The organism is Streptomyces sp. MST-110588, from assembly GCF_022695595.1.
Classification (GTDB): domain Bacteria; phylum Actinomycetota; class Actinomycetes; order Streptomycetales; family Streptomycetaceae; genus Streptomyces.
In genome coordinates this window covers 2,669,812-2,692,184 of sequence record NZ_CP074380.1, presented here as the reverse complement: position 1 = coordinate 2,692,184, position 22,373 = coordinate 2,669,812, and the positions used below count along the sequence as shown (strand labels likewise).

The 22,373-nt window shown below is 68.8% G+C and carries 18 protein-coding genes; 17 read left to right on the top strand and 1 reads right to left on the bottom strand.

Annotated elements, in window-relative coordinates; translation table 11 throughout:
• Window positions 1-9: 9 nt before the first annotated feature.
• From KGS77_RS11695 to KGS77_RS11635, 13 genes are all read left to right on the top strand, one after another.
• A complete protein-coding gene (locus KGS77_RS11695) occupies window positions 10-1,491 on the top strand; it encodes a M28 family peptidase (RefSeq protein WP_242580798.1) in 1,482 nt (493 codons plus the stop codon).
• A gap of 89 nt (window positions 1,492-1,580) precedes the next feature.
• Window positions 1,581-2,594: a 3-oxoacyl-[acyl-carrier-protein] synthase III C-terminal domain-containing protein gene (locus tag KGS77_RS11690; protein ID WP_242580797.1), complete on the top strand. Its 1,014-nt coding sequence runs from the start codon at window positions 1,581-1,583 to the stop codon at window positions 2,592-2,594.
• Window positions 2,595-2,695: 101 nt separating this feature from the next.
• Entirely contained in the window at window positions 2,696-4,570 is a 1,875-nt protein-coding gene (locus KGS77_RS11685) for an HAD-IIIC family phosphatase (protein WP_242580796.1), read from the top strand.
• 7 nt (window positions 4,571-4,577) lie between these two features.
• Window positions 4,578-4,835 carry an acyl carrier protein gene (locus tag KGS77_RS11680; protein ID WP_242580795.1) on the top strand — a complete coding sequence of 86 codons (258 nt, stop codon included), beginning with the start codon at window positions 4,578-4,580 and terminating at the stop codon, window positions 4,833-4,835.
• 20 nt (window positions 4,836-4,855) lie between these two features.
• Entirely contained in the window at window positions 4,856-6,694 is a 1,839-nt protein-coding gene (locus tag KGS77_RS11675; protein ID WP_242580794.1) for a non-ribosomal peptide synthetase, read from the top strand.
• A gap of 100 nt (window positions 6,695-6,794) precedes the next feature.
• Window positions 6,795-7,598 carry an alpha/beta fold hydrolase gene (locus tag KGS77_RS11670; RefSeq protein ID WP_242580793.1) on the top strand — a complete coding sequence of 268 codons (804 nt, stop codon included), beginning with the start codon at window positions 6,795-6,797 and terminating at the stop codon, window positions 7,596-7,598.
• Window positions 7,598-8,890, top strand: a complete 1,293-nt coding sequence (locus KGS77_RS11665; protein ID WP_242580791.1) for an ATP-grasp domain-containing protein — start codon at window positions 7,598-7,600, stop codon at window positions 8,888-8,890. The genes KGS77_RS11670 and KGS77_RS11665 overlap by 1 nt, the downstream gene beginning before the upstream one ends.
• Before the next feature lie 81 nt (window positions 8,891-8,971).
• Window positions 8,972-10,537, top strand: coding sequence for a condensation domain-containing protein (locus tag KGS77_RS11660; protein WP_242580788.1), 1,566 nt, complete (start codon window positions 8,972-8,974; stop codon window positions 10,535-10,537).
• A 509-nt stretch (window positions 10,538-11,046) separates the two neighbouring features.
• Window positions 11,047-12,675 carry an ABC transporter substrate-binding protein gene (locus tag KGS77_RS11655; protein WP_242580786.1) on the top strand — a complete coding sequence of 543 codons (1,629 nt, stop codon included), beginning with the start codon at window positions 11,047-11,049 and terminating at the stop codon, window positions 12,673-12,675.
• A 121-nt stretch (window positions 12,676-12,796) separates the two neighbouring features.
• On the top strand, window positions 12,797-13,720 hold the full coding sequence (locus tag KGS77_RS11650) for an ABC transporter permease (RefSeq protein WP_242580783.1): 924 nt from the start codon (window positions 12,797-12,799) through the stop codon (window positions 13,718-13,720).
• Window position 13,721: 1 nt separating this feature from the next.
• The gene (locus tag KGS77_RS11645; protein WP_242587423.1) at window positions 13,722-14,630 is read left to right on the top strand and encodes an ABC transporter permease; all 909 of its coding nucleotides are present in this window, start codon (window positions 13,722-13,724) and stop codon (window positions 14,628-14,630) included.
• A gap of 11 nt (window positions 14,631-14,641) precedes the next feature.
• Entirely contained in the window at window positions 14,642-15,679 is a 1,038-nt protein-coding gene (locus KGS77_RS11640; protein WP_242580781.1) for an ABC transporter ATP-binding protein, read from the top strand.
• Window positions 15,672-16,730, top strand: coding sequence for a dipeptide ABC transporter ATP-binding protein (locus tag KGS77_RS11635; protein WP_242580778.1), 1,059 nt, complete (start codon window positions 15,672-15,674; stop codon window positions 16,728-16,730). Before KGS77_RS11640 ends, KGS77_RS11635 begins: the two co-directional genes overlap by 8 nt.
• 162 nt (window positions 16,731-16,892) lie before the next feature.
• Here the strand turns inward: KGS77_RS11635 and KGS77_RS11630 are convergent, their stop codons facing one another.
• Window positions 16,893-17,288, bottom strand: a complete 396-nt coding sequence (locus tag KGS77_RS11630; RefSeq protein ID WP_242580776.1) for an ATP-binding protein — start codon at window positions 17,286-17,288, stop codon at window positions 16,893-16,895.
• Between the two features lie 135 nt (window positions 17,289-17,423).
• Here KGS77_RS11630 and KGS77_RS11625 point away from each other — a divergent pair, with 135 nt between their 5' ends.
• The 4 genes from KGS77_RS11625 (at window position 17,424) to KGS77_RS11610 (ending at window position 22,363) form a co-directional block, all read left to right on the top strand.
• Window positions 17,424-18,308, top strand: a complete 885-nt coding sequence (locus tag KGS77_RS11625) for a helix-turn-helix transcriptional regulator (RefSeq protein WP_242580774.1) — start codon at window positions 17,424-17,426, stop codon at window positions 18,306-18,308.
• Window positions 18,309-18,776: 468 nt separating this feature from the next.
• Window positions 18,777-20,405, top strand: a complete 1,629-nt coding sequence (locus tag KGS77_RS11620; protein WP_242580772.1) for an ABC transporter substrate-binding protein — start codon at window positions 18,777-18,779, stop codon at window positions 20,403-20,405.
• A gap of 73 nt (window positions 20,406-20,478) precedes the next feature.
• Window positions 20,479-21,402: an ABC transporter permease gene (locus KGS77_RS11615; RefSeq protein WP_242580770.1), complete on the top strand. Its 924-nt coding sequence runs from the start codon at window positions 20,479-20,481 to the stop codon at window positions 21,400-21,402.
• Window positions 21,395-22,363, top strand: coding sequence for an ABC transporter permease (locus KGS77_RS11610; protein ID WP_242580768.1), 969 nt, complete (start codon window positions 21,395-21,397; stop codon window positions 22,361-22,363). Before KGS77_RS11615 ends, KGS77_RS11610 begins: the two co-directional genes overlap by 8 nt.
• Window positions 22,364-22,373 lie beyond the last annotated feature (10 nt).

Below are 22,373 nucleotides of genomic sequence, written 5' to 3'. Positions count from 1 at the left end.
CCACCGCACATGACGAAGACACCCCGGCACACGCCCTTGCGTGCCAACACACTGGTCACACTGGCCGCCGGCACCCTGCTGGCACCTCTGCTCGCCGCACTGCCGGCGCACGCGGACACCGGCCCGACCGCTGAGAACCTGGCCTGGACGATGTCCCGGGCCGTCACGGGCGACGGCGCCTGGCGTCACCTGCGGGCGATCAGCAAGGCGACCACGGACAACGCCGGCCACAGGGACTCGGGATCGGCGGGCTATGACAAGTCCGCCGAGTACGTGACCCGCGTCCTGACCAAGGCCGGATACAAGGTGCAACGGCAGGAGTTCACGTTCCGGGACTACCGGATCGAGTCGGAGACGGGATCCGTCCTCGCGCCGTCGGCACGGAAGCTGCATCCGGTCATCGCCCGCTTCTCACGTTCCACCCCGCAAGGCGGCCTGACCGCCCAGCTCTCCGGCCTGTCCGGAAAGAAAACGGGCTGTGGTCCGCAGGACTACGCCGGGACGGACGTCAGGGGAAAGATCGTCCTGGTCGACGTGGGCGACTGTTTCATCACGCAGAAGCAGATGGTGGCGGCGCAGGCCGGTGCGACCGCCATGCTGATGAACGTCAATTCGCCCAACCCCGAACTGAACCTCCGGTACCGCATGGTGCCGCCCGAGGACGCCAGGATCCCCACCGCGACCCTCTCCCGTGCCGAGACCGAGCAGCTCAGGGCCGACGCCGCCGCAGGACCCGTGAGACTCACCGTGGATCTGCGCGGCACCGAGAAGACGACCAAGACCTACAACCTGCTGGCCGACACCCCGACCGGCAGGGCCGAGAACACCGTGGTGATGGGCGCCCACCTGGACAGCGTGGACACCACACCCGGCATGAACGACAACGCCGCGGCGGCAGCGATGCTGCTGGAGAGCGCCGTCCAGCTCCGCCCGTACGCCGGTCACCTCAAGAACCGGGTTCGCTTCGCCTGGTGGGCGGGTGAGGAAAAGGCACTGTCCGGGTCCCAGTACTACGTCGACCAGCTCACCACCGAGCAACGCCGTCAGACGGCGCTCTACCTGAACCTGGAGATGATCGGCTCACCGAACTTCGCCCGCCAGGTCTACAACGGCCGCACCGACACCGGGCCCGGCCCGGCCGGCTCCGAGCGGATCCACGAGCTGGTCAGCGGCCACTTCGCCGAGCAGGGCCTGCCGACCGTCGGACTGAATCTCGACGGCCGGTCCGATCACGCCCCGTTCGTCTCCGCCGGGATACCGGCCGGCGGCGTCAACGCGGGCAGCGACACGGTCAAGTCACCGCAGTGGGCGGAGCTGTTCGGCGGCACGGCGGGACAGATGCTCGACCCGTGCTACCACCAGAGCTGCGACACCATCGACAACGTCAACAAGACGATCTTCGACCAGAACGGCCGGGCGATGGCCTGGGCCATGGGCCGGTTCGCCGTCGACACCTCCGACATCAACGGAGCGGGCACCGCGGCCGAGTAGCTGCCAGGGCGCGCCGTTCCGCGCGCCGGCCGGGACCCGCCGCATTGTGTGGCGGCGGGCCCCGGCCACCACTTGGGGAAGGAGGAGTGATGTCATTCGGGATCGTGGCCACCGGCCACGCGCTGGGCCGTCCGGTGACCGTCGCCGAGCTGGTCGCGACCACCGGCGCGGACGCGGACAAACTGCGGGGCTGGGGTTACCGGCGGCTGTACCGGGCCGAGGACGGCGTGGGGATCACGGATCTGGCCACCCGGGCCGCCGACGCCGCGTTGCGCCGGGCGGCGGTCACCGCCGGAGAACTTGATCTCGTCGTGGTAGCGGTACCGGACGTCGCCGAGTACCTCTACTGGGACGCCGCGGCGGCCCTACAGGGCCGACTGGCGGCCCGTCGGGCGGAAGCGCTGTTGATCAACCAGGCGTGTGGCGGTGGGGTGAGCGCCTTCGACACGGTGGCCGGCCGGTTCGCCACGCACCCCGGCCACCGGACGGCGCTGGTCGTCGCGGCCAACCGGGTGGTCGATGCGTACTGGGACCGTACGGAGACCGGCACGTCCCTGTCCTCGGACGGCGCGGTGGCGGCCGTACTGCGGCGTGACCACCCGGCGTGCGCTTGGCTGGCCACCGAAACCATCAGCGACGGCCGGTACGCGGACTTCATGCGGATGGAGAGCGGGGGAGCCGCCCACCCCTTCGCCCCGGACCGGAAGGCCCCGGGCGTGGCCCCTCTCCTCGACCGGATGGATACGTTCTTCGAGGGTGACGGCGCGGCCACCTACGAGTTCGTCACCTTGATGCACACCCGCAACCGCGAGGTCCTGGAGCGCGTGTGCGCCCGCACGGGGACGCCTCTCGGGTCGGTTGAACGGGTGCTCTACCTCCACGACAACCTCAAGTCGTTCAACGACCTGGCCAAGGAACTGGGCGTGCCGCTGCATCGCACCAACGCCGGCATCGCCATGGAGTTCGGCCACTTCGGGACAGCCGATCAGCTCCTGAGCCTGGAGCGGCTGCTGGCCACCGGAGAACTGGTGACCGGCGACGTCGTGGCCCTGCTGAGCATGGGCAGCGGCGCCCACTGGACCTGCACCCTGCTGCGCGTGTGACCGGCACCCCCGGGTCGCCGTACTCCCCGCGCACTCGCGGCACTCCCGCCTACGCACAACCGTGAACCCGTGCGCCACCCACCTGGAAGGAAACGATCGCTGTGGACGACCTGCTGGCGCGGGTACGGCGACTGGCCGCCCCCGATGCCGTACCCGATCCGGCCCTGCCGGCGGAACTGACCCGTACGCCCGACGTCGCCCTGGTCCGGGAGGCCGGCCGGCGCCTGGCCGGTGCCGACAGCCGACTGCTGGTCCCGCCCGGCCGTCAGCCGCGTGACCTGCGTGTGGCCGTGGTCTCCTCATTCACCGCCGACAACCTGCTGCCCCTGTTACGGGTGTTCCTCCTGGCGGCCGGAGTCACTCCCGAGTTCCACCTCACCGCGCCGGACCAGCAGCTCATGGAACTGGGCGGGGCCGACTCCGGGCTGGCCGACTTCGACCCCGAACTGACCCTGTGCCTGGTGCACGAGCACGTCTTCCTGCCCCAGGAGTGGGATCCGACGGACCTTCCGGCACTCCGGGACGCGGTACGGGAGCGGTGGGAGGCGTTCGCCGCGGCGGTGCACGCCTTCGCCGACCGTGGTGCCGGCGTCCTGGCGGTACACACCGTCCCACTGCCGGTGCACCATCTGCACACCGTCGTCGCCCACCGGTCCCGCTCCGGTGTGAGCCGCATCTGGTACGACCTCAATACGCGGATGCTCGAACTCGCCGAGCGGCTCGGACCGGTGGAGGTGCTGGACCTCCAAACGCTGCTGACGGGCCTCGCGGCTCCGCTGCGGGACGAGCGGCTGCACCTCTTCGCCGGCATGGCGTGGTCACCGGACGTCGAGCACTTGTACGCCAGGGAGGCGGCCGGGCTCGCCCGCGCCGTGACCGGACTGGCGAAGAAGTGCCTCGTACTGGACCTCGACAACACCCTGTGGGGCGGCGTGCTCGGGGACGACGGGCCCGAGAACATCGACATCGGGCCGATGTATCCGGGGAACGCCTACGCCGCCCTCCAGCGCACCGTCCTCGCGCTCAGGCGACAGGGCGTCCTGCTCGCGGTCGCCAGCAAGAACGACGCCGCCCTGGTGTCCCGCGTGTTCGCCGAGCACCCCGAACTGGTCTTGCGGGAGAAGGACTTCGTGGCGGTCAGGGCGAGCTGGGACGCCAAGGACGGCAGCATCAAGGAGATCGCCGCTGAACTCAACATCGGTCTGGACGCCATGGTCTTCCTCGACGATTCCCCCTTCGAATGCGACCTGGTGCGCGGTGCGCTGCCGCAGGTGGACGTCGTGCGGGCAGACAACGACCCCGCCCTGCACGTCAACCGCCTCCTGGCCGGCGGGCACTTCGACGTGCTGACGACGACCGGCACCGATCAGCGGCGTACGGAGCTGTACCGGGCCCGGGCGCGCCGCAGGCAGTGGTCGGCGGGCCGGGAGACGTCCCAGGACTACCTGGCAGGGCTCGGTCTGCGGGTCAGGATCCGTACGGCCGACGCCTATCTGCTGCCCCGGGTCGTCCAGCTCGGCGAACGTACCAATCAGTTCAACCTGGTCGGGCGGGCGTTCCCGGAGGCGCAGACCCGGCGGATGGCGGAGTCGGACACCCATCAGGTGCTGGCGTTCGAGGTCAGCGACCGATTCGGCCAGGAAGGTGTCGTCGGTGCCGTATGGCTGTCCCGGCACCCCGGCCACTGGCTCATCGAGAACGCCGTGATGAGCTGCCGGGTCTTTTCCCGGGGCATCGAGTTCGCGGTGCTGCAGACCGTGGCGGACGCGGCCCGTGCCGCGGGCATGAACCGGCTGGAGGCAGCCTTCCGCGACAGCGGCCGCAACGGGCCCGCCGAGCGGTTCCTGGCCAAGGCGGGGTTCGCCCAACTGCCGCACGCCGCGCCCGGTCCGCAGGGAACGGCCCGGCGCGTGCTCCCGCTGGACCCCCCGCCGGTACTCGCCCCGGCGTGGATCACCGTAGATGACGAAGGATGAGGCTCCCGTGCCCGACACCCCTGACCACCAGGCCGAACTGACCCGGATCATCTCGGCGGTGACCGACGTCCCCGCCGACACGCTCACCGGCAGCTCACGCTTTCGCGACCTGGACAGTTGGAGCAGCCTGGTCGCGCTGCGGCTGCTCACCACTGTCGAGGCCCACTTCGGCGTCCAACTGACGCTCCGGCAGTACTTCCGGACCGAGACCGTGGACGAACTGGCGGCCATGATCACGGTCGGCTCGACGCGTCCCTGCGCATGACGTCAAGAAAGGAACGTCCCATGTCTTTCTCGCCGGCCCAGCAGCCGCCCGGCACCGCGGCGCACGTCTTCAGGACCTCGGCCGTCCGCGCGGCCACCCGGCCCGCATTGCGGCAGGGTTCCGCCCATATGACCTATGAGGAGCTGTCCCGGGCCGCGGGCGGCGTCGCCGACTGGCTGCGTGAACAGGGGGTCGGACGGGGCGACGTCGTGGCCACTTTGATGGACCGCTCACACCGGTGCGTGATCGCCGTACTGGCGGCCTGGGCGGTCGGTGCCGCGTACGTGCACATCGAAGCGACCGATCCCGATCCGCGGGTCACGGCGCTGCTGGAGACGACCCGGGCCCGCGCGGTGATCACCGACGAGCGCAACGAGCGGCGCGTCCCGGGGGACGGGCCCCCGCTGCGCGTTCTGCACGGCACGGACCAGGGAGCCGAGTACAGAATCGACCCGGGGCTGGACGCCGAGGACGTGGCGTACCTGGTCTGCACCTCCGGTTCGACCGGCACGCCCAAAGCCGTCGTGGTCCGGCACCGCGCGCTGCTGAACTACTGCCGGGCGTTCCGGCAGCGGGTACAGGCGCGGTCCCTGGACAGCTTCGGACTGGTCACGACCTTCGCCGCCGACCTCGGCAAGGTCTCCGTGTACGGAGCGCTCCTGTCGGGTGCCCGCCTGGACGTGTACCCGCGCCAGACCACGCTGGACCCGGTGGCGCTCGGCGCGGAACTCTCGGCACACCCCGTGGACTGCCTGACCTACACCCCCTCGCAGATGGAGGCGCTGGCAGCCCAGGGCAGCCTGGCGGCACTGCTGCCACGGCGGGTGCTGGTGGTGGCGGGGGAGCCCTTTCCGCCCAGGCTGGCGGGCGCGGTCCTGCGCGCACGGCCCGACCTGGAGGTCTACAACGGGTACGGTCCCTCCGAGGCCACCATCTTGGCCACGATGCACCGGGTCGGGCCCGAGGACGCCCGGCGGCCCCGGGTGCCGGTCGGCACCCCGCTGGCCGGCGTGGAGGCGTGCGTACGGGACGAGAACCGCCGTCCGGTGGCCGACGGCACGCCCGGCGTCCTGTACCTGGGCGGGGCCTGTGTGGCCTCCGGATACCTGGGCGAGGCGGCACTCACGGAGACCGTCTTCGTCCCTCTGGAGGACCGCCCGGAAGCCGGGCTCTTCTACCGCACCGACGATCTGGTCGTACGGGAGCCGGGCGGCCTGCTGGACTACCTGGGGCGCGCCGACCGTCAGCTCAAGATCCGAGGAAACCGGGTGGAGCCCGGTGAGGTGGAGACGGCCTTGCTGTCTCTTCCCGGGGTCCGGCAGGCCGTCGTGACGGGCGAGCGTCCGGTGCCCGACGCGCCACTGGAACTGGTCGCCTATGTCGTCGCGGACGCCGACCCACGGGAACTGACCCGCCGGCTACGTGCGGCCCTGCCGTCGGCGTTGGTCCCCAGCGGGCTGCACGTCGTGCCCGGTATCCCGGTGAACCTCAACGGCAAGGCGGACTTCGCCACCCTGCGGGCGGCCGTGCGGGCGGCGGCCGGTTCCGGGACCGCGGCGCAGGACGCGTCGCAGGACCCCCCGTGTACGGCCACCGAGCGGCTGGTCGCCGGCATCTGGGCCGAGGCGTTGGGACGGGCCCGGGTCGGTCGGCACGAACGGTTCCTGGAGATCGGCGGCGACTCCTTCAAGGCGCTCACGGTCTTCGCCCGGCTGCGCCGCCACCACCCACGGCTGGGCATCGCCCAGCTCTACACCCACGCCACCGTCGCCGCGCTGGCCTCGGCGCTGGACCAGGGGGAGCCGGGCCGGACCCCGCCACCGGCCGCCCCGGACGCCGGAACGGTTATCGAGCTGTGAACGCCGACGGAGCGGGCACCGCGGTCCCGGCAAGGGGCGCGGAGTGCCCGGCGAACGGCCACCGTCTAGACAGAGGGACGTACGCACCATGCGCCAGCGAATGACCGAGCTGCTCTGGAGGTTCGGCGGTGCCGCAACCGGTCGTACCGCACCGGGGGCGGGGCGCACTTTCGTGCTGGCTCCGTTCGGCGGCGGCAGCGCCTACGCACTGGCCGAGTGGCTTCCGGCACTCCTGCACCAGGGCGAAACCGCACTGGCTCTCCAATACCCCGGGCGTGGCCCCAGGGCGGGGGAACCACACGCGCGGTCGCTGGAGGAACTGGCGCGGCAGGCGGCCGGCGAGGTCGCCGCCCACACCGAAGGGCCGCTGGTTCTGGCCGGGCACAGCCTGGGCGCGGTCCTCTCGTACGAGATCGCGGTGCGCCTGGAAAGCCTGGGGCGTGAGGTGGAGCTGCTGGCCGTTTCGGCCGCCAGGCCACCGGACATGCAGCGCCTGGATCCGGCGGCCGTCCTAGGGATGAGCCGGGAGGACTGGCTGGAGGAACTGGCGACCGGGGACGGTGCGGGCATCGAGGGCGCCACGCATGCCGACATCGTCGATCTGCTGGTGCCCGTACTGCGCGCCGACTACCTGCTGCTGGCCCGCTATCGGTGCGATACGCGCCGGACGGTGTCGTGTCCCCTGCTGGCGATGGGCGGTACGGCCGATCCATGGGTCACCCATGACTGCCTGGACGCCTGGGGACGGTGGACGACCGGAAAGTTCACCACCCGTTCGCTGCCGGGCGGCCACTTCTACTACCGGGAGCGGACGCCGGAATTCTGTCGGCTGGTCCGCGACGCACTGCCGCCCGCCCCGGTACCGCTCCCGGTGCCCGCACAGCGATCCGGAAAGCAGGAATGATGCCCAAGACCCTGATCGTGGTGTACGCCGACGGTGCGGCACACCCCGGTGACATCGCCGTCGGCCTGGCGAGTTGGGCACGGTGCGTCTTCGTCACCGAGCCCGCCGACCACACACGGGCGATGGAACCGCTGCTCTCGCAGTTCGGCCCCGTGATCACGACCGGGTCGGCGGCGGAGGCCGCCGCGCGACTGCGTCCGTACGTCCCGGACGGCCTGGTCACCTACAGCGAGAGGGCACTGAGATTCGCGGCCGAGGTCGCCTCGGCGCTGGAACTGCCCTTCCACGACCGGCCCACGGTCGGCCGGCTCACCGACAAGTGGTTGCAGCGGGACGCCTTACGGGCCGCGGGTGTGGACACCGTGCGCTGCCACCGGATCGCGACCGAGAACGACTGGGCGCGGGCGGTGGCCGATACGGGACTTCCGGCCGTGCTCAAACCCGCGCACGGCGGCGGCAGCCGCAACACCTTCCTGGTCACGGACGTCGGGGAGGGCCTGGAGCTGGTACGCGGCCTGCTGAGCGAGGAGCGGCCGGGCCTGGTGGCCGGCGGTGCCCTGGTACTGGAGGAGTACCTGCCCGGCCGGGACCTCGGCCCGTTCGGCGACTACGTGTCGGTGGAGAGCATCGTGCGGCAGGGCCAGGTCACCGACATCGCCGTGACCGGAAAGTTCCCCATGGTGCCGCCCTTCCGGGAGACCGGGCGGTTCTGGCCGTCGCCGTTGGAGTACGAGGAGGAGGAGCGGGCGCGCGAACTGGCGCGGCGCTCCGTGGAAGCGCTCGGGGTCCGATCCGGCCTGACCCACACGGAGATCAAGCTGACCCCCGACGGGCCGCGGCTCATCGAGGTCAACGGCCGGCTCGGCGGCGGCATCAACGAACTGTCCGTACGGGCACTGGGCCTGAACCTCATCGAACTGGCCGGGCGCACCGCGCTCGGTGAGGCGGTGCCCACACCGGACTTCTACCGCGGCCGTGCCTACTTCCAGCTCTTCCATCCGGCACCACGCCGGGCGAGCACCCTCCTGGGCATCGAGGGGGTGGAGGAGGTCAAACGGAACGCGGGGGTGACCCTCTACCGGCCGTACGCCAAGGCGGGAGCCCGGTTGCCGGGCGGTGTCCAGACCCAGGAGCTGGACATCGTGATGGGGGAGGCCCCGGACGTCACCGAGCTGGCGACCATCGCCAAGGAAGTGGAAGCCACCTTGCGCTACCGCTTCGCCTTCGCCGACGAACCGGGCGCCGCGGTCACGGAATCTTCCGTCACCGGTGCCGAACTGGGCGCGTTGTGAGCCGGGTCACGAGCTGTACGACCCCCGCGCGTACGGAACCCCCGCATGCGTGTCCACACCACGAAACAAGGAGATGCCCCGATGACTGACGGTAGGACGGCGCCGGATCCGGTGACCCTGCTGGCGCGGATCTGGAAGGAGATCCTGGGAGTGGACCGGGTCGGTCCCGATGACGACTTCTTCTCCCTGGGCGGTGACTCGCTGCTGGCACTGAAGGTCATCGGTGCCGCGCAGGAGCACGGGCTCCCGCTGTCGCTGATCGACCTGTTCACCAACCCGACGCCACGCGGCGCATGCCAGGCCGGTACCCAGGCGGCGGACCGTTCCAAGGAGCCCGGTGCCCTGGGCCAGCTCTCGGTGCTGGACCGGGCCAGGGTCCCCGCCGACGCGGTGGATGCGTTTCCGGCGGCCATGCTCCAACTCGGTCTGGTTTACGAGAGCCTGGTCAGCGACGGGGCCTTCTACCTCGATGTGATATCCCGCACGGTCAACCGTCCGCTGGTACCGAAGACGCTGCGCCAGGCCCTGGATCTGATGTCGCGGCGCCACTCCGTACTGCGTACCCGGTTCGACTTCGGCACCTTCAGCGAGCCGATGCAGCTTGTGGTGAAGGAGGCCCGGATCCCGCTGGTCACCGCTGATCACCAGGGGCTCGACGAAGCGGTCGTCGGCGAGCGGTATGAACAGGTGATGGCGGAACTCGGCGTCCCCTTCGACCCCGAAAGCGCCCCGCTGCTCCGTGTCCATGCCGCCGCCACCGGCCCGGCGGCCTTCCGCCTGTCCTACGCCTTCCACCATTCGATCATGGACGGCTGGAGTGAGGCGGTCTTCTTCAGCGAGCTGGTCCGTGCGTACGCCTCGCTGCTGGAGGGGACCCGCCCCGACTTCCCCGCGGCGCTCCCGTACGCCGAGTTCGTGCGGCTGGAACGGGAGGCGCTGCGTGACGAGGAATCCGTACGGTTCTTCGAGGCCATGAAGGAACTGCTGCCCGCGCAGCGGGAGGAGATCCTGGACGTCCCTGATCACCGCAAGGTCTCCGCCGCGGTCCCGGAGCCCGACGCGGCGCGGTTGTTCGAGCTGTCCACCCGATGGGGTCTGCCGGTCAAGAGCCTGCTACTGGCCGTCGGCTGCGTGGCGGTCGGAGCGGCCTGGGAGACCGACACACCGGTCGTCGGGCTGCTGATGAACGGCCGCCCCGAACGCACGGGGTCCGATGTGACGCTGGGCCTGTTCCTGAACCAGTTGCCGCTGCGGCTGGACCTGTCGGGGGCGACCTGGCAGAAGGCTGCCCGCGAAGCGCTGGACGCGGAGAACCGGCTCCTGCCGCACCGACGTTTCCCGCACGCGGAGTTCCGCAGGGTGCTGGGGCGGAATCCGTTCGAGGTCATGTTCAATTACGTGCACTTCCACCCCCGGAACGCCTTGCTGAGGTCGGGTCTGGTGGGGGCCGAGGAGGACATGCGCGATCACACGAGCCTGCCGGTGCGGATCGAGGCGCTCAACGATTCCGAGGGTGAGGGGCTGAGTCTGCACGTGACCGCGGACGTGAACCGCTTCGGTGCGGAACTGCCCGGCCGGCTCATGTCCCACCTGCTGGCTGCGGTGCACTCCATGACCACCGCGGAGGACGGACCTGCCCGCCTCTAGGGCCGGTCGTCAAAATCCCGCCCGCCCTCCGGGCGGACGACGCTATTTTGACAACCGGGCCTGGAGTGAATGGTCCACGGCCCTGGGGGCGCCTTCGGCAGGCCCGTCGGATACGGTGCCGCGGAGTGCGCCCCTGCCGGTACGGCGCGTACTGAACGGGGGGTCGCTTGTCAAGGGTGCCTCGGTGCAGGCGGGTTCGTAAGGCGTCCGGATGCCGAACACACCTCGGGTGAACTGCACCTTGAGTCCTTTTCGTGACTGTCTGGATGGATTGTTTTTGTCCGGTTTTCGAACCCTGAACGCCGTGATGTGACCAAACTGAGACCCCTTACGCGTGGCTTACGGGGCCCATGTGACTGAGACTGGGCCCATTCGAGCTCGGGTCAATGGGTCACGCGCTGTGGGGAGCGCCGACTCACGAGCATCGGAGCTGGTCGCTGTCTGTCAGGGGTGTCAGCCGGGGCCGGCTCCTTTCCATGTAGTGAATGGACTCATGAGGAGGCAGTCCCATGCGCGGTGCCAAGAGCGCCACCTGGGTCGCAGGTGCGATAGTCGTGGCCCTGGGGGCCACGGCGTGCGGTGGAAACAGCGGTAGCAAGAGCGACGAGGCCGGGTTCATCCGGGCCAACTGGGGTGACCCGCAGAACCCGCTGGAGCCCGCGAACACCAACGAGGTGCTCGGCGGCAAGGTGCTGGACATGATCTTCAGCAACCTCAAGGAGTACGACGCGAAGACCGGTGAGGCCAAGAACGCCTCCGCCGAGTCCATCGAGTCCAAGGACGCGCAGAACTTCACGATCAAGATCAAGAAGGGTCTGAAGTTCTCCAACGGCGAGGCCATCACCTCCAAGTCCTTCGTGGACGCCTGGAACTACGCGGCGCTGGCCACCAACGCGCAGAAGAACGCCTACTTCTTCGCCGACATCGAGGGCTACGACAAGACCTCCCCCGCCGAGGGCAAGCCGACCGAGAAGACGCTCTCGGGCCTGAAGATCGTCGACGACCACACCTTCACGGTCAAGCTCAACAAGAAGTTCTCCACCTGGCCGATCCGCCTGGGCTACAAGGCGTTCGCGCCGCTGCCCACGCAGTTCTTCAAGGACCACGAGGCGTACCTGAAGAAGCCGGTCGGCAACGGTCCGTACGCGATCGAGGAGTACAAGAAGGGCACGCAGATGAAGCTGGTGCCCAACAAGTACTACTCCGGTGACCACAAGGCGAAGAACAAGGGCGTGCTGCTCCGGGTCTTCACCGACTCCAACGCGGCATACGTGGCGCTGCAGTCCGGTCAGCTCGACATCGACGACGACATCCCGGCCGAGCAGATCAAGAACGCCAAGACCGACCTGAAGGGCAACTACTTCACCCAGCCCGCCGGCATCTACCAGGGCGTGACGTTCCCCTTCTACAAGAAGGAGTGGACCAAGCCGGGCATGGAGAAGGTCCGCAAGGGCCTGTCCATGGCGATCGACCGCAAGAGCATCACCGAGAAGATCTACAACGGCACCCGTACGCCGATGACGGACCTGTCCTCCCCGGTGCTCGGTGACGCCAACGGTTACGACAAGAACATCTGCGGCGACGTCTGCACGTACAACCCGACCGAGGCCAAGAAGCTCATCGAAGAGGGCGGCGGCATCCCCGGCGGGAAGATGACCATCAGCTACAACGCCGACAAGGACTCCCACAAGCAGTGGGCGGACGCGGCCTGCAACAGCATCAACAAGGTGCTGGGCGATGACAAGGCGTGCGTGGGCAACCCGGTCGGTACCTTCGGTGACTTCCGCAACCAGATCACCAAGGGCGAGATGAACGGGCCGTTCCGCGCCGGCTGGCAGATGGACTACCCGCACATCGAGAACTTCCTCACCCCGCTCTTCGCCACCGGCGCCAGCTCCAACGACGGCAAGTGGAGCAACAAGGAGTTCGACGACCTGATGAAGCAGGCCGCCGCCGAGCCGGACATCAAGAAGGCCACCGACCTGTACAAGCAGGCCGAGAAGGTGGTCCTCAAGGACGTCGTGAACATCCCGCTCTTCTACCAGAACGGCACCGTCGGCTGGTCGGAGAAGGTCTCCGGCGTCAAGCTCAACCCGTTCAGCGTCCCCGTCTTCAGCGACATCTCGGTCAAGGACTGACCCGACGCGCACGCCCCTGAGCGGGGCGCACGGAACATAACCGCTCACGGCTGCAGGGGACAGCCGGCACCCGGCCCACCGGGGCCGGCTGTCCCCGCGTCGGCGCTTCTCTGGAGGACACATGGGGCGCTACGTCTTGCGACGACTGCTCCAGATGGTGCCCGTCTTCATCGGCACCACATTCTTGATCTTCGTCATGGTCTACGCGATCGGTGATCCCATCGCCGCCATGTTCGGAGACCGGACACCGGACCCGGCCACCGCCGCTCAGATCCGGGAGTCCCTGCACCTCAACGACCCGTTGTGGAGCCAGTACCTGCAGTACATGGCGGGTATTTTCCAGGGCGACTTCGGTACGTCCTTCAACGGCACCCCGGTCACCGAGCTGATGGGTACCGCCTTCCCCAACACGATCAAGCTGACGCTGGTGGCCTTCGTCATCGAGCTCGTGGTGGGTGTGTCGCTGGGTGTCGTCGCGGGTATGCGCCGCGGCCGGCTGGCGGACACCGGCGTGCTGATCTTCACCCTGCTGGTGATCTCGATCCCGACCTTCGTCATGGGGTACGTGCTCCAGTACTTCATCGGCATCAAGCTCGCCTGGACCGCCCCCGCGGTGTCCATCGACGTCAACATGGACGAACTGCTGCTGCCGGGCATCGTGCTGGCGGGTGTCTCGCTGGCGTACGTCTCCCGGCTGACCCGTACGTCCATCGCCGAGAACATGCGATCGGACTACATCCGTACGGCCACCGCCAAGGGTCTGCCGCGCCGCCGGGTCGTCAGCATCCACCTGCTGCGCAACTCGCTCATCCCGGTCGTCACCTTCCTCGGTACCGACATCGGCGGCCTGATGGCCGGCGCGGTCGTCACCGAGCGGATCTTCAACATCCAGGGCGTCGGCTACCAGCTCTACCAGGGCATCTCGCGGCAGAACTCGCCGACCGTGGTGGGCTTCGTGACCATCCTCGTGGTCGTCTTCCTCCTCGCAAACCTGCTCGTCGACCTGCTCTACGCGGTCCTGGACCCGAGGATCCGGTATGCCTGAGATGCTCAAGACCGCCGCCGACGAGGCCGTGGCCGCCGTCGAACCGGTCGTCAAGCAGGAGGAGAAGGCCCGCAGTCTGTGGGGCGACGCCTGGCGCGACCTGCGACGCAATCCGGTCTTCTACGTCTCCGCGGTGCTGATCGTCTTCCTGGTCGTCATCTCGGCCTGGCCGTCCCTGCTGACCAGCACGAGCCCGTACGCCTGCGATGTCACCAAGGCCCGCCTGGGGCCCAGCGACGGCCACCCCTTCGGCTTCAACTCGCAAGGGTGTGACGTCTACGCCCGTACGATCTACGGCGCCCGTGCCTCCGTGGTCGTCGGTGTGGGCACCACCCTCCTCGCCGGTGTCATCGGCTGCCTCATGGGCGGTCTGGCCGGTTTCTTCGGCGGCTGGTGGGACTCGATCCTCTCCCGGATCGGGGACATCTTCTTCGGTATCCCGATCCTGCTCGGCGGCATCGTCTTCCTGTCCGTCATCAAGGGCGGCTCGATCTTCACCGTCATGCTGCTGATGGCGATCCTCGGCTGGCCGCAGATCGCCCGTATCGCGCGCGGTGCGGTGATCACCGCCAAGCAGCAGGACTACGTACAGGCCGCCCGCGCCCTCGGCGCGAGCACCCCGCGGATGCTGCTGCGGCACATCACCCCCAACGCGCTGGCGCCGGTCATCGTCGTGGCGACCATCGCACTGGGTACGTACGTCTCGCTGGAGGCGACGCTGTCCTTCCTGGGCGTCGGCCTCAAGCCGCCGGCCGTCTCGTGGGGCATCGACATCTCCTCGGCGGCGACCTACATCCGTGACGCCCCGCACATGCTCCTGTGGCCCGCCGGCGCGCTGAGCATCACCGTGCTGGCGTTCATCATGCTCGGCGACGCGGTGCGCGACGCCCTCGACCCCAAGCTGCGCTGAGGGAGGCGTACGTGACCACCATCGAGAAGACCGCGGCCGAGCCCGCGCCGCGCTCCGGGGACGGCGGCAACGCGCCGCTGCTCCAGGTGCGCGACCTGCACGTGGAGTTCCACACCCGCGACGGTGTGGTGAAGGCCGTCAACGGCGTCAACTACAGCGTCGCCGCGGGCGAGACGCTGGCGGTGCTCGGCGAGTCCGGTTCGGGCAAGTCGGTGACCGCGCAGGCCATCATGGGCATCCTGGACATGCCGCCGGCGAAGATCCCGCAGGGCGAGATCCTCTTCCGCGGCCAGGACATGCTCAAGATGTCCGCCGAGCAGCGCCGGAAGATCCGGGGCGCCAAGATCGCCATGATCTTCCAGGACGCGCTGTCCTCGCTGAACCCGGTGCTGAGCGTGGGCTACCAGCTCGGCGAGATGTTCCGGGTGCACCAGGGCCTGTCCAAGAAGGACGCCAGGGCCAAGGCGATCGAGCTGATGGACCGGGTGAAGATCCCGGCGGCGAAGAGCCGGGTGGGGGACTACCCGCACCAGTTCTCCGGCGGTATGCGTCAGCGGATCATGATCGCGATGGCGCTGGCGCTGGAGCCGGATCTGATCATCGCGGACGAGCCGACGACGGCGCTGGACGTCACCGTGCAGGCGCAGGTGATGGATCTGCTCGCGGAGTTGCAGCGCGAGTTCAACATGGGTCTGATCCTGATCACCCATGACCTGGGTGTGGTCGCGGATGTCGCCGACAAGATCGCGGTGATGTACGCGGGCCGGATCGTGGAGCACGCGCCGGTGCACGAGCTGTACAAGACCCCCGCGCACCCGTACACCCGTGGCCTGCTGGACTCCATCCCGCGCCTGGACCAGAAGGGCCAGGAGCTGTACGCGATCAAGGGTCTGCCGCCCAACCTGTTGAACATCCCGCCGGGCTGCGCCTTCAACCCGCGCTGCCCCAAGGCACAGGACGTCTGCCGTACGGACGTCCCCGAGCTGCACACGGTCGACGACGGCCGCGGCAGCGCGTGCCACTTCTGGAAGGAGACGGTCAATGGCTGAGACGACCGTACGGGACGCATCCGCCCGTGAGCCGATCCTCCAGGTCCGCAACCTGGTCAAGCACTTCCCGCTGACCCAGGGCGTGCTGTTCAAGAAGCAGGTCGGCGCGGTCAAGGCCGTGGACGGCGTCTCCTTCGACCTCTACCAGGGCGAGACGCTGGGCATCGTCGGCGAGTCCGGCTGCGGCAAGTCCACCGTCGCCAAGCTGCTGATGAACCTGGAGCGGGCCACGGCCGGCGAGGTCTTCTACAAGGGCCAGGACATCACCAAGCTGTCGGGGCGCGCGCTGAAGGCCGTACGCCGCAACATCCAGATGGTCTTCCAGGACCCCTACACCTCGCTCAACCCGCGGATGACGGTCGGTGACATCATCGGCGAGCCCTTCGACATCCACCCCGAGGTGGCGCCGAAGGGCGACCGGCGGCGGAAGGTCCAGGAGCTGCTGGACGTCGTGGGTCTGAACCCGGAGTACATCAACCGCTATCCGCACCAGTTCTCCGGCGGCCAGCGCCAGCGCATCGGTATCGCCCGCGGCCTCGCGCTCAACCCGGAGATCATCATCTGCGACGAGCCGGTCTCCGCGCTGGACGTCTCGGTGCAGGCGCAGGTCATCAACCTGATGGAGAAGCTGCAGGACGAGTTCAACCTCTCCTACGTCTTCATCGCGCACGACCTGTCCATCGTCCGGCACATCTCCGACCGGGTCGGGGTGATGTACCTCGGCAAGATGGCGGAGATCGGTACGGACGAGGAGATCTACGAGCACCCCACCCACCCGTACACCCAGGCCCTGCTGTCCGCGGTGCCGGTGCCCGACCCCGAGGCCCGCAACGGCCGCGAGCGCATCATCCTGACCGGGGACGTGCCCTCGCCGGCCAACCCGCCCTCCGGCTGCCGCTTCCGTACGCGGTGCTGGAAGGCCGAGGACAAGTGTGCGCAGGAGATGCCGGTACTGGCGGTGCCCGAGCGCTTCAAGGGCTCGGACTCGCCGGCCGCCCACGAGTCGGCCTGCCACTTCGCCGAGGAGAAGGACGTCGTCGGCGCGGCGTAGTCGTACGGTGATGTACTGACGCGCCAGGGCGCCCGGGGCCGGACGGCCTTGGGCGCCCTCGTCATTGGGGCGCTCGCGCACGGAGCGGTGGGCGCACGGAGCGGTGGCCCGGTGGTCCGACTGCGACCGGGACGCTCCGGCCCGGACCGGCTGCGGGCCCTCTCACTCCGCCTTCGGTACCAGGGTGAACCACACCGACTTCCCGTTCGGGTGATCGCGTACGCCCCAGGAGTCGGCGCACGCCTGCACGATGCCCAGGCCGCGCCCGCACTCGTCCTCCGGTTCGGGGTGGCGCGGCTCCGGCTGCCCGGCCCCGGTGTCCCATACCGCGACGGTCAGTTCGTGCGGGGAGCGCTCCATGCTCACGTACGCGTCGGTACGGGTGTGCCGGTAGGCGTTGGTCACCAGCTCCGACACCATCAACTCGGTCGCCTCCACGAGACAGTTGAGTCCGGCGCCGCTGAGGATCTGCCGCAGGGTGGCTCGGACGACGCCCACCGCCCGCGGGTCGTGGGGGATGAAGAGTCCGTAGGACCAGGTCTCGGCCGGCGTATGCAAGGTGACAGCCTCCAGGTGAATGCAGTCCGTGACTGACTCGGTACTCACCGTAGCGACATGGGTTGTGGATCCACAACAGGGTTGGTGAAATGCTGACTTAGGCGACACCACGGGCTTTGGCCGAGGGAGGGGTGAATGGGGCTGAGAGCCGATCCCACGTACCGTCAGCGGCGCTTTGGCGCAGAAGTTCGAAAGCTGCGCGAACGGGCGGGTCTGTCCGTCGGCGAGAGCGCCGAGGTGATGGGGATGCACCAGTCGCATATCAGCAACGTGGAGACCGGGCGCACCAGCCTGTCCCCGGAGCGGCTGCGCAGGCTCGCCCGCCGGGTGGAGGGCGTCCCGCCCGCGTACGTCGACGCACTGGTGGCCCTGGGGCGGCACCACGGCAAGGGCTGGTGGTCCACGTACCGGAGCCGGCTCGCCCCCTCCCGCCTGGACATCGCCGAACTGGAGTCCAAGGCCGCCCGGTTGACGACCTACGAGCCGACGTTCATCCCGGTCCTGCTCCAGACCCGCGCGTACACGGCGGCCAACTTCCGCGGCGGTTACTCCGGGGCGACGCGGGCGGAGCGGGAGGTGGACATCGAGTTCCGTATGCGCCGGCAGCGCCTGTTGGAGGACGGCACGATCGGCCACTTCCACGCGATCGTCCACGAAGCGGCACTGCACATGACGTTCGGCAGTCGTGCGATCATGCGGGAGCAGTTGCTGCGGCTGATCGAGGCGTCGAAGCTGCCGAACGTGACGATCCAGATCGTGCCGTTCGACGGGCCCGTGCCGTTCGGTACGTCGTTCGTGGTGATCGAGCCCGAGGTCGCGGAACTCGGCACGGTCGTCGTCCCGCACCTCGAAAAGTCCCTCTACCTCGGCGACTGCGGCTCACTGGCCCGGTACAACGGGTGGTTCGCCGGCCTGAGCGAAGTGGCGCTGGCTCCGGTGGACGTCGGGCAGCGGCCCGAAGGCCGTCCGGCGAAGGACTCGCTGGGGCTGGTCCAGCGGATCCTGTACCCGATGCTCTAGAGGATCCAGAGGAGGCGCCCATGTGCAGGCTCGAGTGGCAGAGGTCCGGCTTCAGTGAAGCGGGCTCCGACACCTGCGTCGAGATCGCCCGGGACCCGGCCGGCCCCCGCGCCTGCGCGAGAGCGCCGCCCCGGCCACGGTGATCACCACCACCCCCGCCGCCCTGCGCGCCTTCGTGTCGTACCTGAGGGCTCACGGCACGCCTCGCAACGGCTGACCCGCCGGGCTGCTCACCGATCCCGCCTTCGGGGCCGTACGCGCGTGCGAGGCGGAGGACGGTGTGCTGCTGCTCCTGCCCGCGCATCCGCGCCGTCGCCGGTGCTCGGCCGCCCGCTGCGGCAACCGGGCTCGGGCATACGGGGGGTTTCTGGGGCCTCCGGCTCACGGACGGACCTCGTACGAGTGCGATACGTACCGTTTTGCGCTCTTATGTGGATCTAAGTGCGTCGTGAGAGCTGAGGAGGCACCATGCGTGGAGCCACGTGCGCGAAGTGGGCCGTGGGCGCGGTGGCCATCGCCCTCGCGGCGACGGCCTGCGGCGGGGGCGGTGACGGCGGTGGGGGGAACGAGGCGGGGATCGTCAGCTCGTCCTGGGGCGACCCGCAGAACCCGGTCGAGCCGGCAAACACCAACGAGGTGCAGGGCGGCAAGGTCCTGGAAATGATCTCCAGGGGGCTCAAGCGCTACAACCCGAAGACCGGCGCCGCCGAGAACGTGCTCGCCGAGAAGATCGAGAGCTCCGACGCGCAGAATTACACGGTCACCGTGAAGGACGGCTGGACTTTCAGCAACGGGGAGAAGGTCACCGCCAAATCCTTCGTGGACGCCTGGAACTATGCGGCGCTGCTGGAGAACAAACAGAAGAACGCGCCGTTCTTCCAGTACATCGAGGGCTACGACAAGGTCCACCCGGACAGCGGGTCGGCGAGTGCCAAAACACTCTCGGGACTTCAGGTGAAGGACGAGCGGACCTTCACCGTCAAGCTCGGCCAGAAGTTCTCCACCTGGCCGGACACCCTTGGGTACGTCGCCTTCGCCCCGCTGCCGAAGGCGTTCTTCGACGACCACGACGGCTGGCTGAAGAAGCCGGTGGGCAACGGGCCGTACAAGGTGGAGTCCTACGACAAGGGCACGGTGATGAAGCTCCGCAAGTGGGACGGGTACCCCGGTGCGGACAAGGCCCGTAACGGCGGAATCGACCTGCGGGTCTACACCGACAACAACACCGCTTACACGGATCTCCAGGCCGGCAACCTCGATCTGGTCGACGACGTTCCGGCCGCGCAGTTGAAGAACGCCAAGCAGGACCTGGGCGACCGTTACATCAATCAGCCGGCCGGCATCATCCAGACCCTCACGTTCCCCATGTACGACGAGCAGTGGAACGCGGCGGGGAGGGAAAAGGTCCGCCAGGGGCTTTCCATGGCGATCGACCGGGCACAGATCACCCGGCAGATCTTCCAGCAGACACGGACGCCCGCGAGCGACTGGACCTCTCCCGTCCTGAAGGAAGAGGGCGGCTACAAATCGGGGGTGTGCGGTCAGGCGTGCGCGTACGACCCGGTGCGGGCCAAGCAGCTCGTCCAGGAAGGCGGCGGCATTCCGGGCGGCAAGCTGACCATCTCGTACAACGCCGACACCGGCTCGCACAAGGACTGGGTCGACGCGGTCTGCAACAGCATCAACAACGCGCTGGGCAACGACAAGGCGTGCGTCGGCAGCCCGGTCGGCACCTTCGCGGACTTCCGCAACAAAATCACCAAGCACGAGATGACCGGTCCGTTCCGGGCGGGCTGGCAGATGGACTACCCGCTGATCCAGAACTTCCTGCAGCCGCTGTATTACAGCGGTGCGCCCTCCAACGACGGTCAGTTCAGCGACCCCGCGTTCGACAAGAAGGTCGACGAGGCCAATGCCGAGGCGGACAAGGGCAAGGCAGTGGAGAAATTCCAGGACGCGGAGAAGATCCTCGCGCAGAAGATGCCGTCCGTTCCGCTGTGGTACCAGAACGGCAGCGGCGGCTATTCCGACCGGATCAGCGAGGTGGCGCTGAACCCCTTCAGCGTGCCCGTCTACAACGAGATCAAGGTCAGTTGACCGCAGGGCCCGAGGAGCCCCGCGGAACGCCACCGACCGCGGGCCGCCCCGTTCCCCTTACCCCGGAGCCCTGATGGGACGCTATGTGATCCGGCGGCTGCTCCAGATGATCCCCGTGTTCATCGGCAGCACGCTCCTGATCTTCCTGATGGTGTACGCGCTGGGCGACCCGGTCGCCGCGATGTTCGGCGACCGGGCGCCCGACCCCGCCACCGCCGCGCAGATCCGCCGGGACCTCTACCTCGATCAGCCGCTGTGGAAGCAGTACCTGCATTACATGGGTCAGATCTTCACCGGTGACTTCGGGACCGCTTTCAACGGCCAGCCGGTCACCGAACTGATGTCCTCGGCCTTTCCCGTCACCCTGCGTCTGACCCTGGTCGCCATCGTCGTCGAAATGGTCGTCGGTGTGGTGCTCGGGGTGTTCAGCGGGCTGCGCCGCGGACGCCTGGTGGACACCACCGTCCTCGTCTTCACCCTCGTCGTCGTCTCCATTCCGACCTTCGTCAGCGGCTATGTCCTGCAATACCTGCTCGGCGTGAAATGGGGCTGGGTCAAACCCGCGGTCTCCTACGAGGCCGCGCTGGGCGAACTGATCCTGCCCGGCGTGGTGCTGGCGCTGGTCTCACTCGCTTACGTGACCCGGCTGACGCGCACCTCGATCGCGGAGAACGCCCGCGCCGACTACGTCCGTACGGCCGTGGCCAAGGGACTGCCCAGACGACGGGTGATCACCCGGCACCTGCTGCGCAACTCCCTGATCCCGGTCGTCACCTTCATCGGTACGGACATCGGCGCGCTGATGGGCGGGGCGATCGTCACCGAGCGCATCTTCAACATCCACGGCGTGGGATACCAGCTCTACCAGGGCATCCTGCGGCAGAACTCGCCGACCGTCGTGGGTTTCGTGACGATCCTGGTGCTGGTCTTCCTGCTGGCGAATCTCCTCGTCGACCTCCTGTACGCCGTCCTCGACCCGCGGATCCGCTATGCCTGAGTCCTTCGTACCCAAAGAAGCCGTCACCCACGGGGACGGCGGCACCGCGGCGCTGGCCATGGAAGAGGCGTCCTCGCTGGCGCAGCCGCCACCGCCGGGCGGCGCGCCGAGCGGCCGGGCGCGCAGCCTGTGGAGCGACGCCTGGCACGATCTGCGGCGCAACCCGGTCTTCATCATCTCGGCCCTGGTCATCCTCTTTCTGATCGTGATCGCGATCTGGCCGCAGTTGATCGCCGACGGCAATCCCTACCGCGGGGACCTGGCCAAGGCCCAGAACAGCTCCGAGCCCGGCCACCCCTTCGGCTACGACACCCAGGGCCGCGATGTCTACACCCGCGTGGTCCACGGCGCCCGCGCCTCCATCACCGTCGGCGTCTGCGCCACGGCCGGTGCCGCGATCCTGGGCAGCCTGCTGGGCGGCCTGGCCGGCTTCTTCGGCGGCTGGTGGGACACCCTGCTCTCCCGGCTCGCCGACATCTTCTTCGGCATCCCCGTCATCCTGGGCGGCCTGGTCTTCCTGTCCGTGGTCACCAGCAGCACGGTGTGGCCGGTGGTCGGCTTCATCGTGCTGCTGGGCTGGCCGCAGATCGCCCGGATCGCCCGCGGCTCGGTGGTGACCGCGAAACAGCACGACTACGTACAGGCCGCTCGGGCCCTCGGCGCCGGCAACGGCCGGATGCTGCTGCGGCACATCGCCCCCAACGCCGTCGCGCCGGTGATCGTGGTGGCCACCATCGCGCTGGGCACGTACATCTCGCTGGAGGCCACGCTCTCCTACCTGGGCGCGGGCCTGAAACCGCCCACCGTCTCCTGGGGCATCGACATCTCCACGGCCTCCACCCACATCCGCAACGCCCCGCACATGCTGCTGTGGCCCGCGGGCGCGCTGAGCGTCACCGTGCTGGCGTTCATCATGCTCGGCGACGCGGTGCGCGACGCCCTCGACCCCAAGCTGCGCTGAGGAGCCGGCA

Bases quoted from the DNA above. Each gene is read 5' to 3' on its own strand.
- KGS77_RS11695 (WP_242580798.1), top strand. From the start codon at position 10: ATGACGAAGACACCCCGGCACACGCCCTTGCGTGCCAACACACTGGTC.
- KGS77_RS11690 (WP_242580797.1), top strand. From the start codon at position 1,581: ATGTCATTCGGGATCGTGGCCACCGGCCACGCGCTGGGCCGTCCGGTG.
- KGS77_RS11675 (WP_242580794.1), top strand. From the start codon at position 4,856: ATGTCTTTCTCGCCGGCCCAGCAGCCGCCCGGCACCGCGGCGCACGTC.
- KGS77_RS11670 (WP_242580793.1), top strand. From the start codon at position 6,795: ATGACCGAGCTGCTCTGGAGGTTCGGCGGTGCCGCAACCGGTCGTACC.
- KGS77_RS11665 (WP_242580791.1), top strand. From the start codon at position 7,598: ATGCCCAAGACCCTGATCGTGGTGTACGCCGACGGTGCGGCACACCCC.
- KGS77_RS11660 (WP_242580788.1), top strand. From the start codon at position 8,972: ATGACTGACGGTAGGACGGCGCCGGATCCGGTGACCCTGCTGGCGCGG.
- KGS77_RS11655 (WP_242580786.1), top strand. From the start codon at position 11,047: ATGCGCGGTGCCAAGAGCGCCACCTGGGTCGCAGGTGCGATAGTCGTG.
- KGS77_RS11650 (WP_242580783.1), top strand. From the start codon at position 12,797: ATGGGGCGCTACGTCTTGCGACGACTGCTCCAGATGGTGCCCGTCTTC.
- KGS77_RS11645 (WP_242587423.1), top strand. From the start codon at position 13,722: ATGCTCAAGACCGCCGCCGACGAGGCCGTGGCCGCCGTCGAACCGGTC.
- KGS77_RS11635 (WP_242580778.1), top strand. From the start codon at position 15,672: ATGGCTGAGACGACCGTACGGGACGCATCCGCCCGTGAGCCGATCCTC.
- KGS77_RS11625 (WP_242580774.1), top strand. From the start codon at position 17,424: ATGGGGCTGAGAGCCGATCCCACGTACCGTCAGCGGCGCTTTGGCGCA.
- KGS77_RS11620 (WP_242580772.1), top strand. From the start codon at position 18,777: ATGCGTGGAGCCACGTGCGCGAAGTGGGCCGTGGGCGCGGTGGCCATC.
- KGS77_RS11615 (WP_242580770.1), top strand. From the start codon at position 20,479: ATGGGACGCTATGTGATCCGGCGGCTGCTCCAGATGATCCCCGTGTTC.
- KGS77_RS11610 (WP_242580768.1), top strand. From the start codon at position 21,395: ATGCCTGAGTCCTTCGTACCCAAAGAAGCCGTCACCCACGGGGACGGC.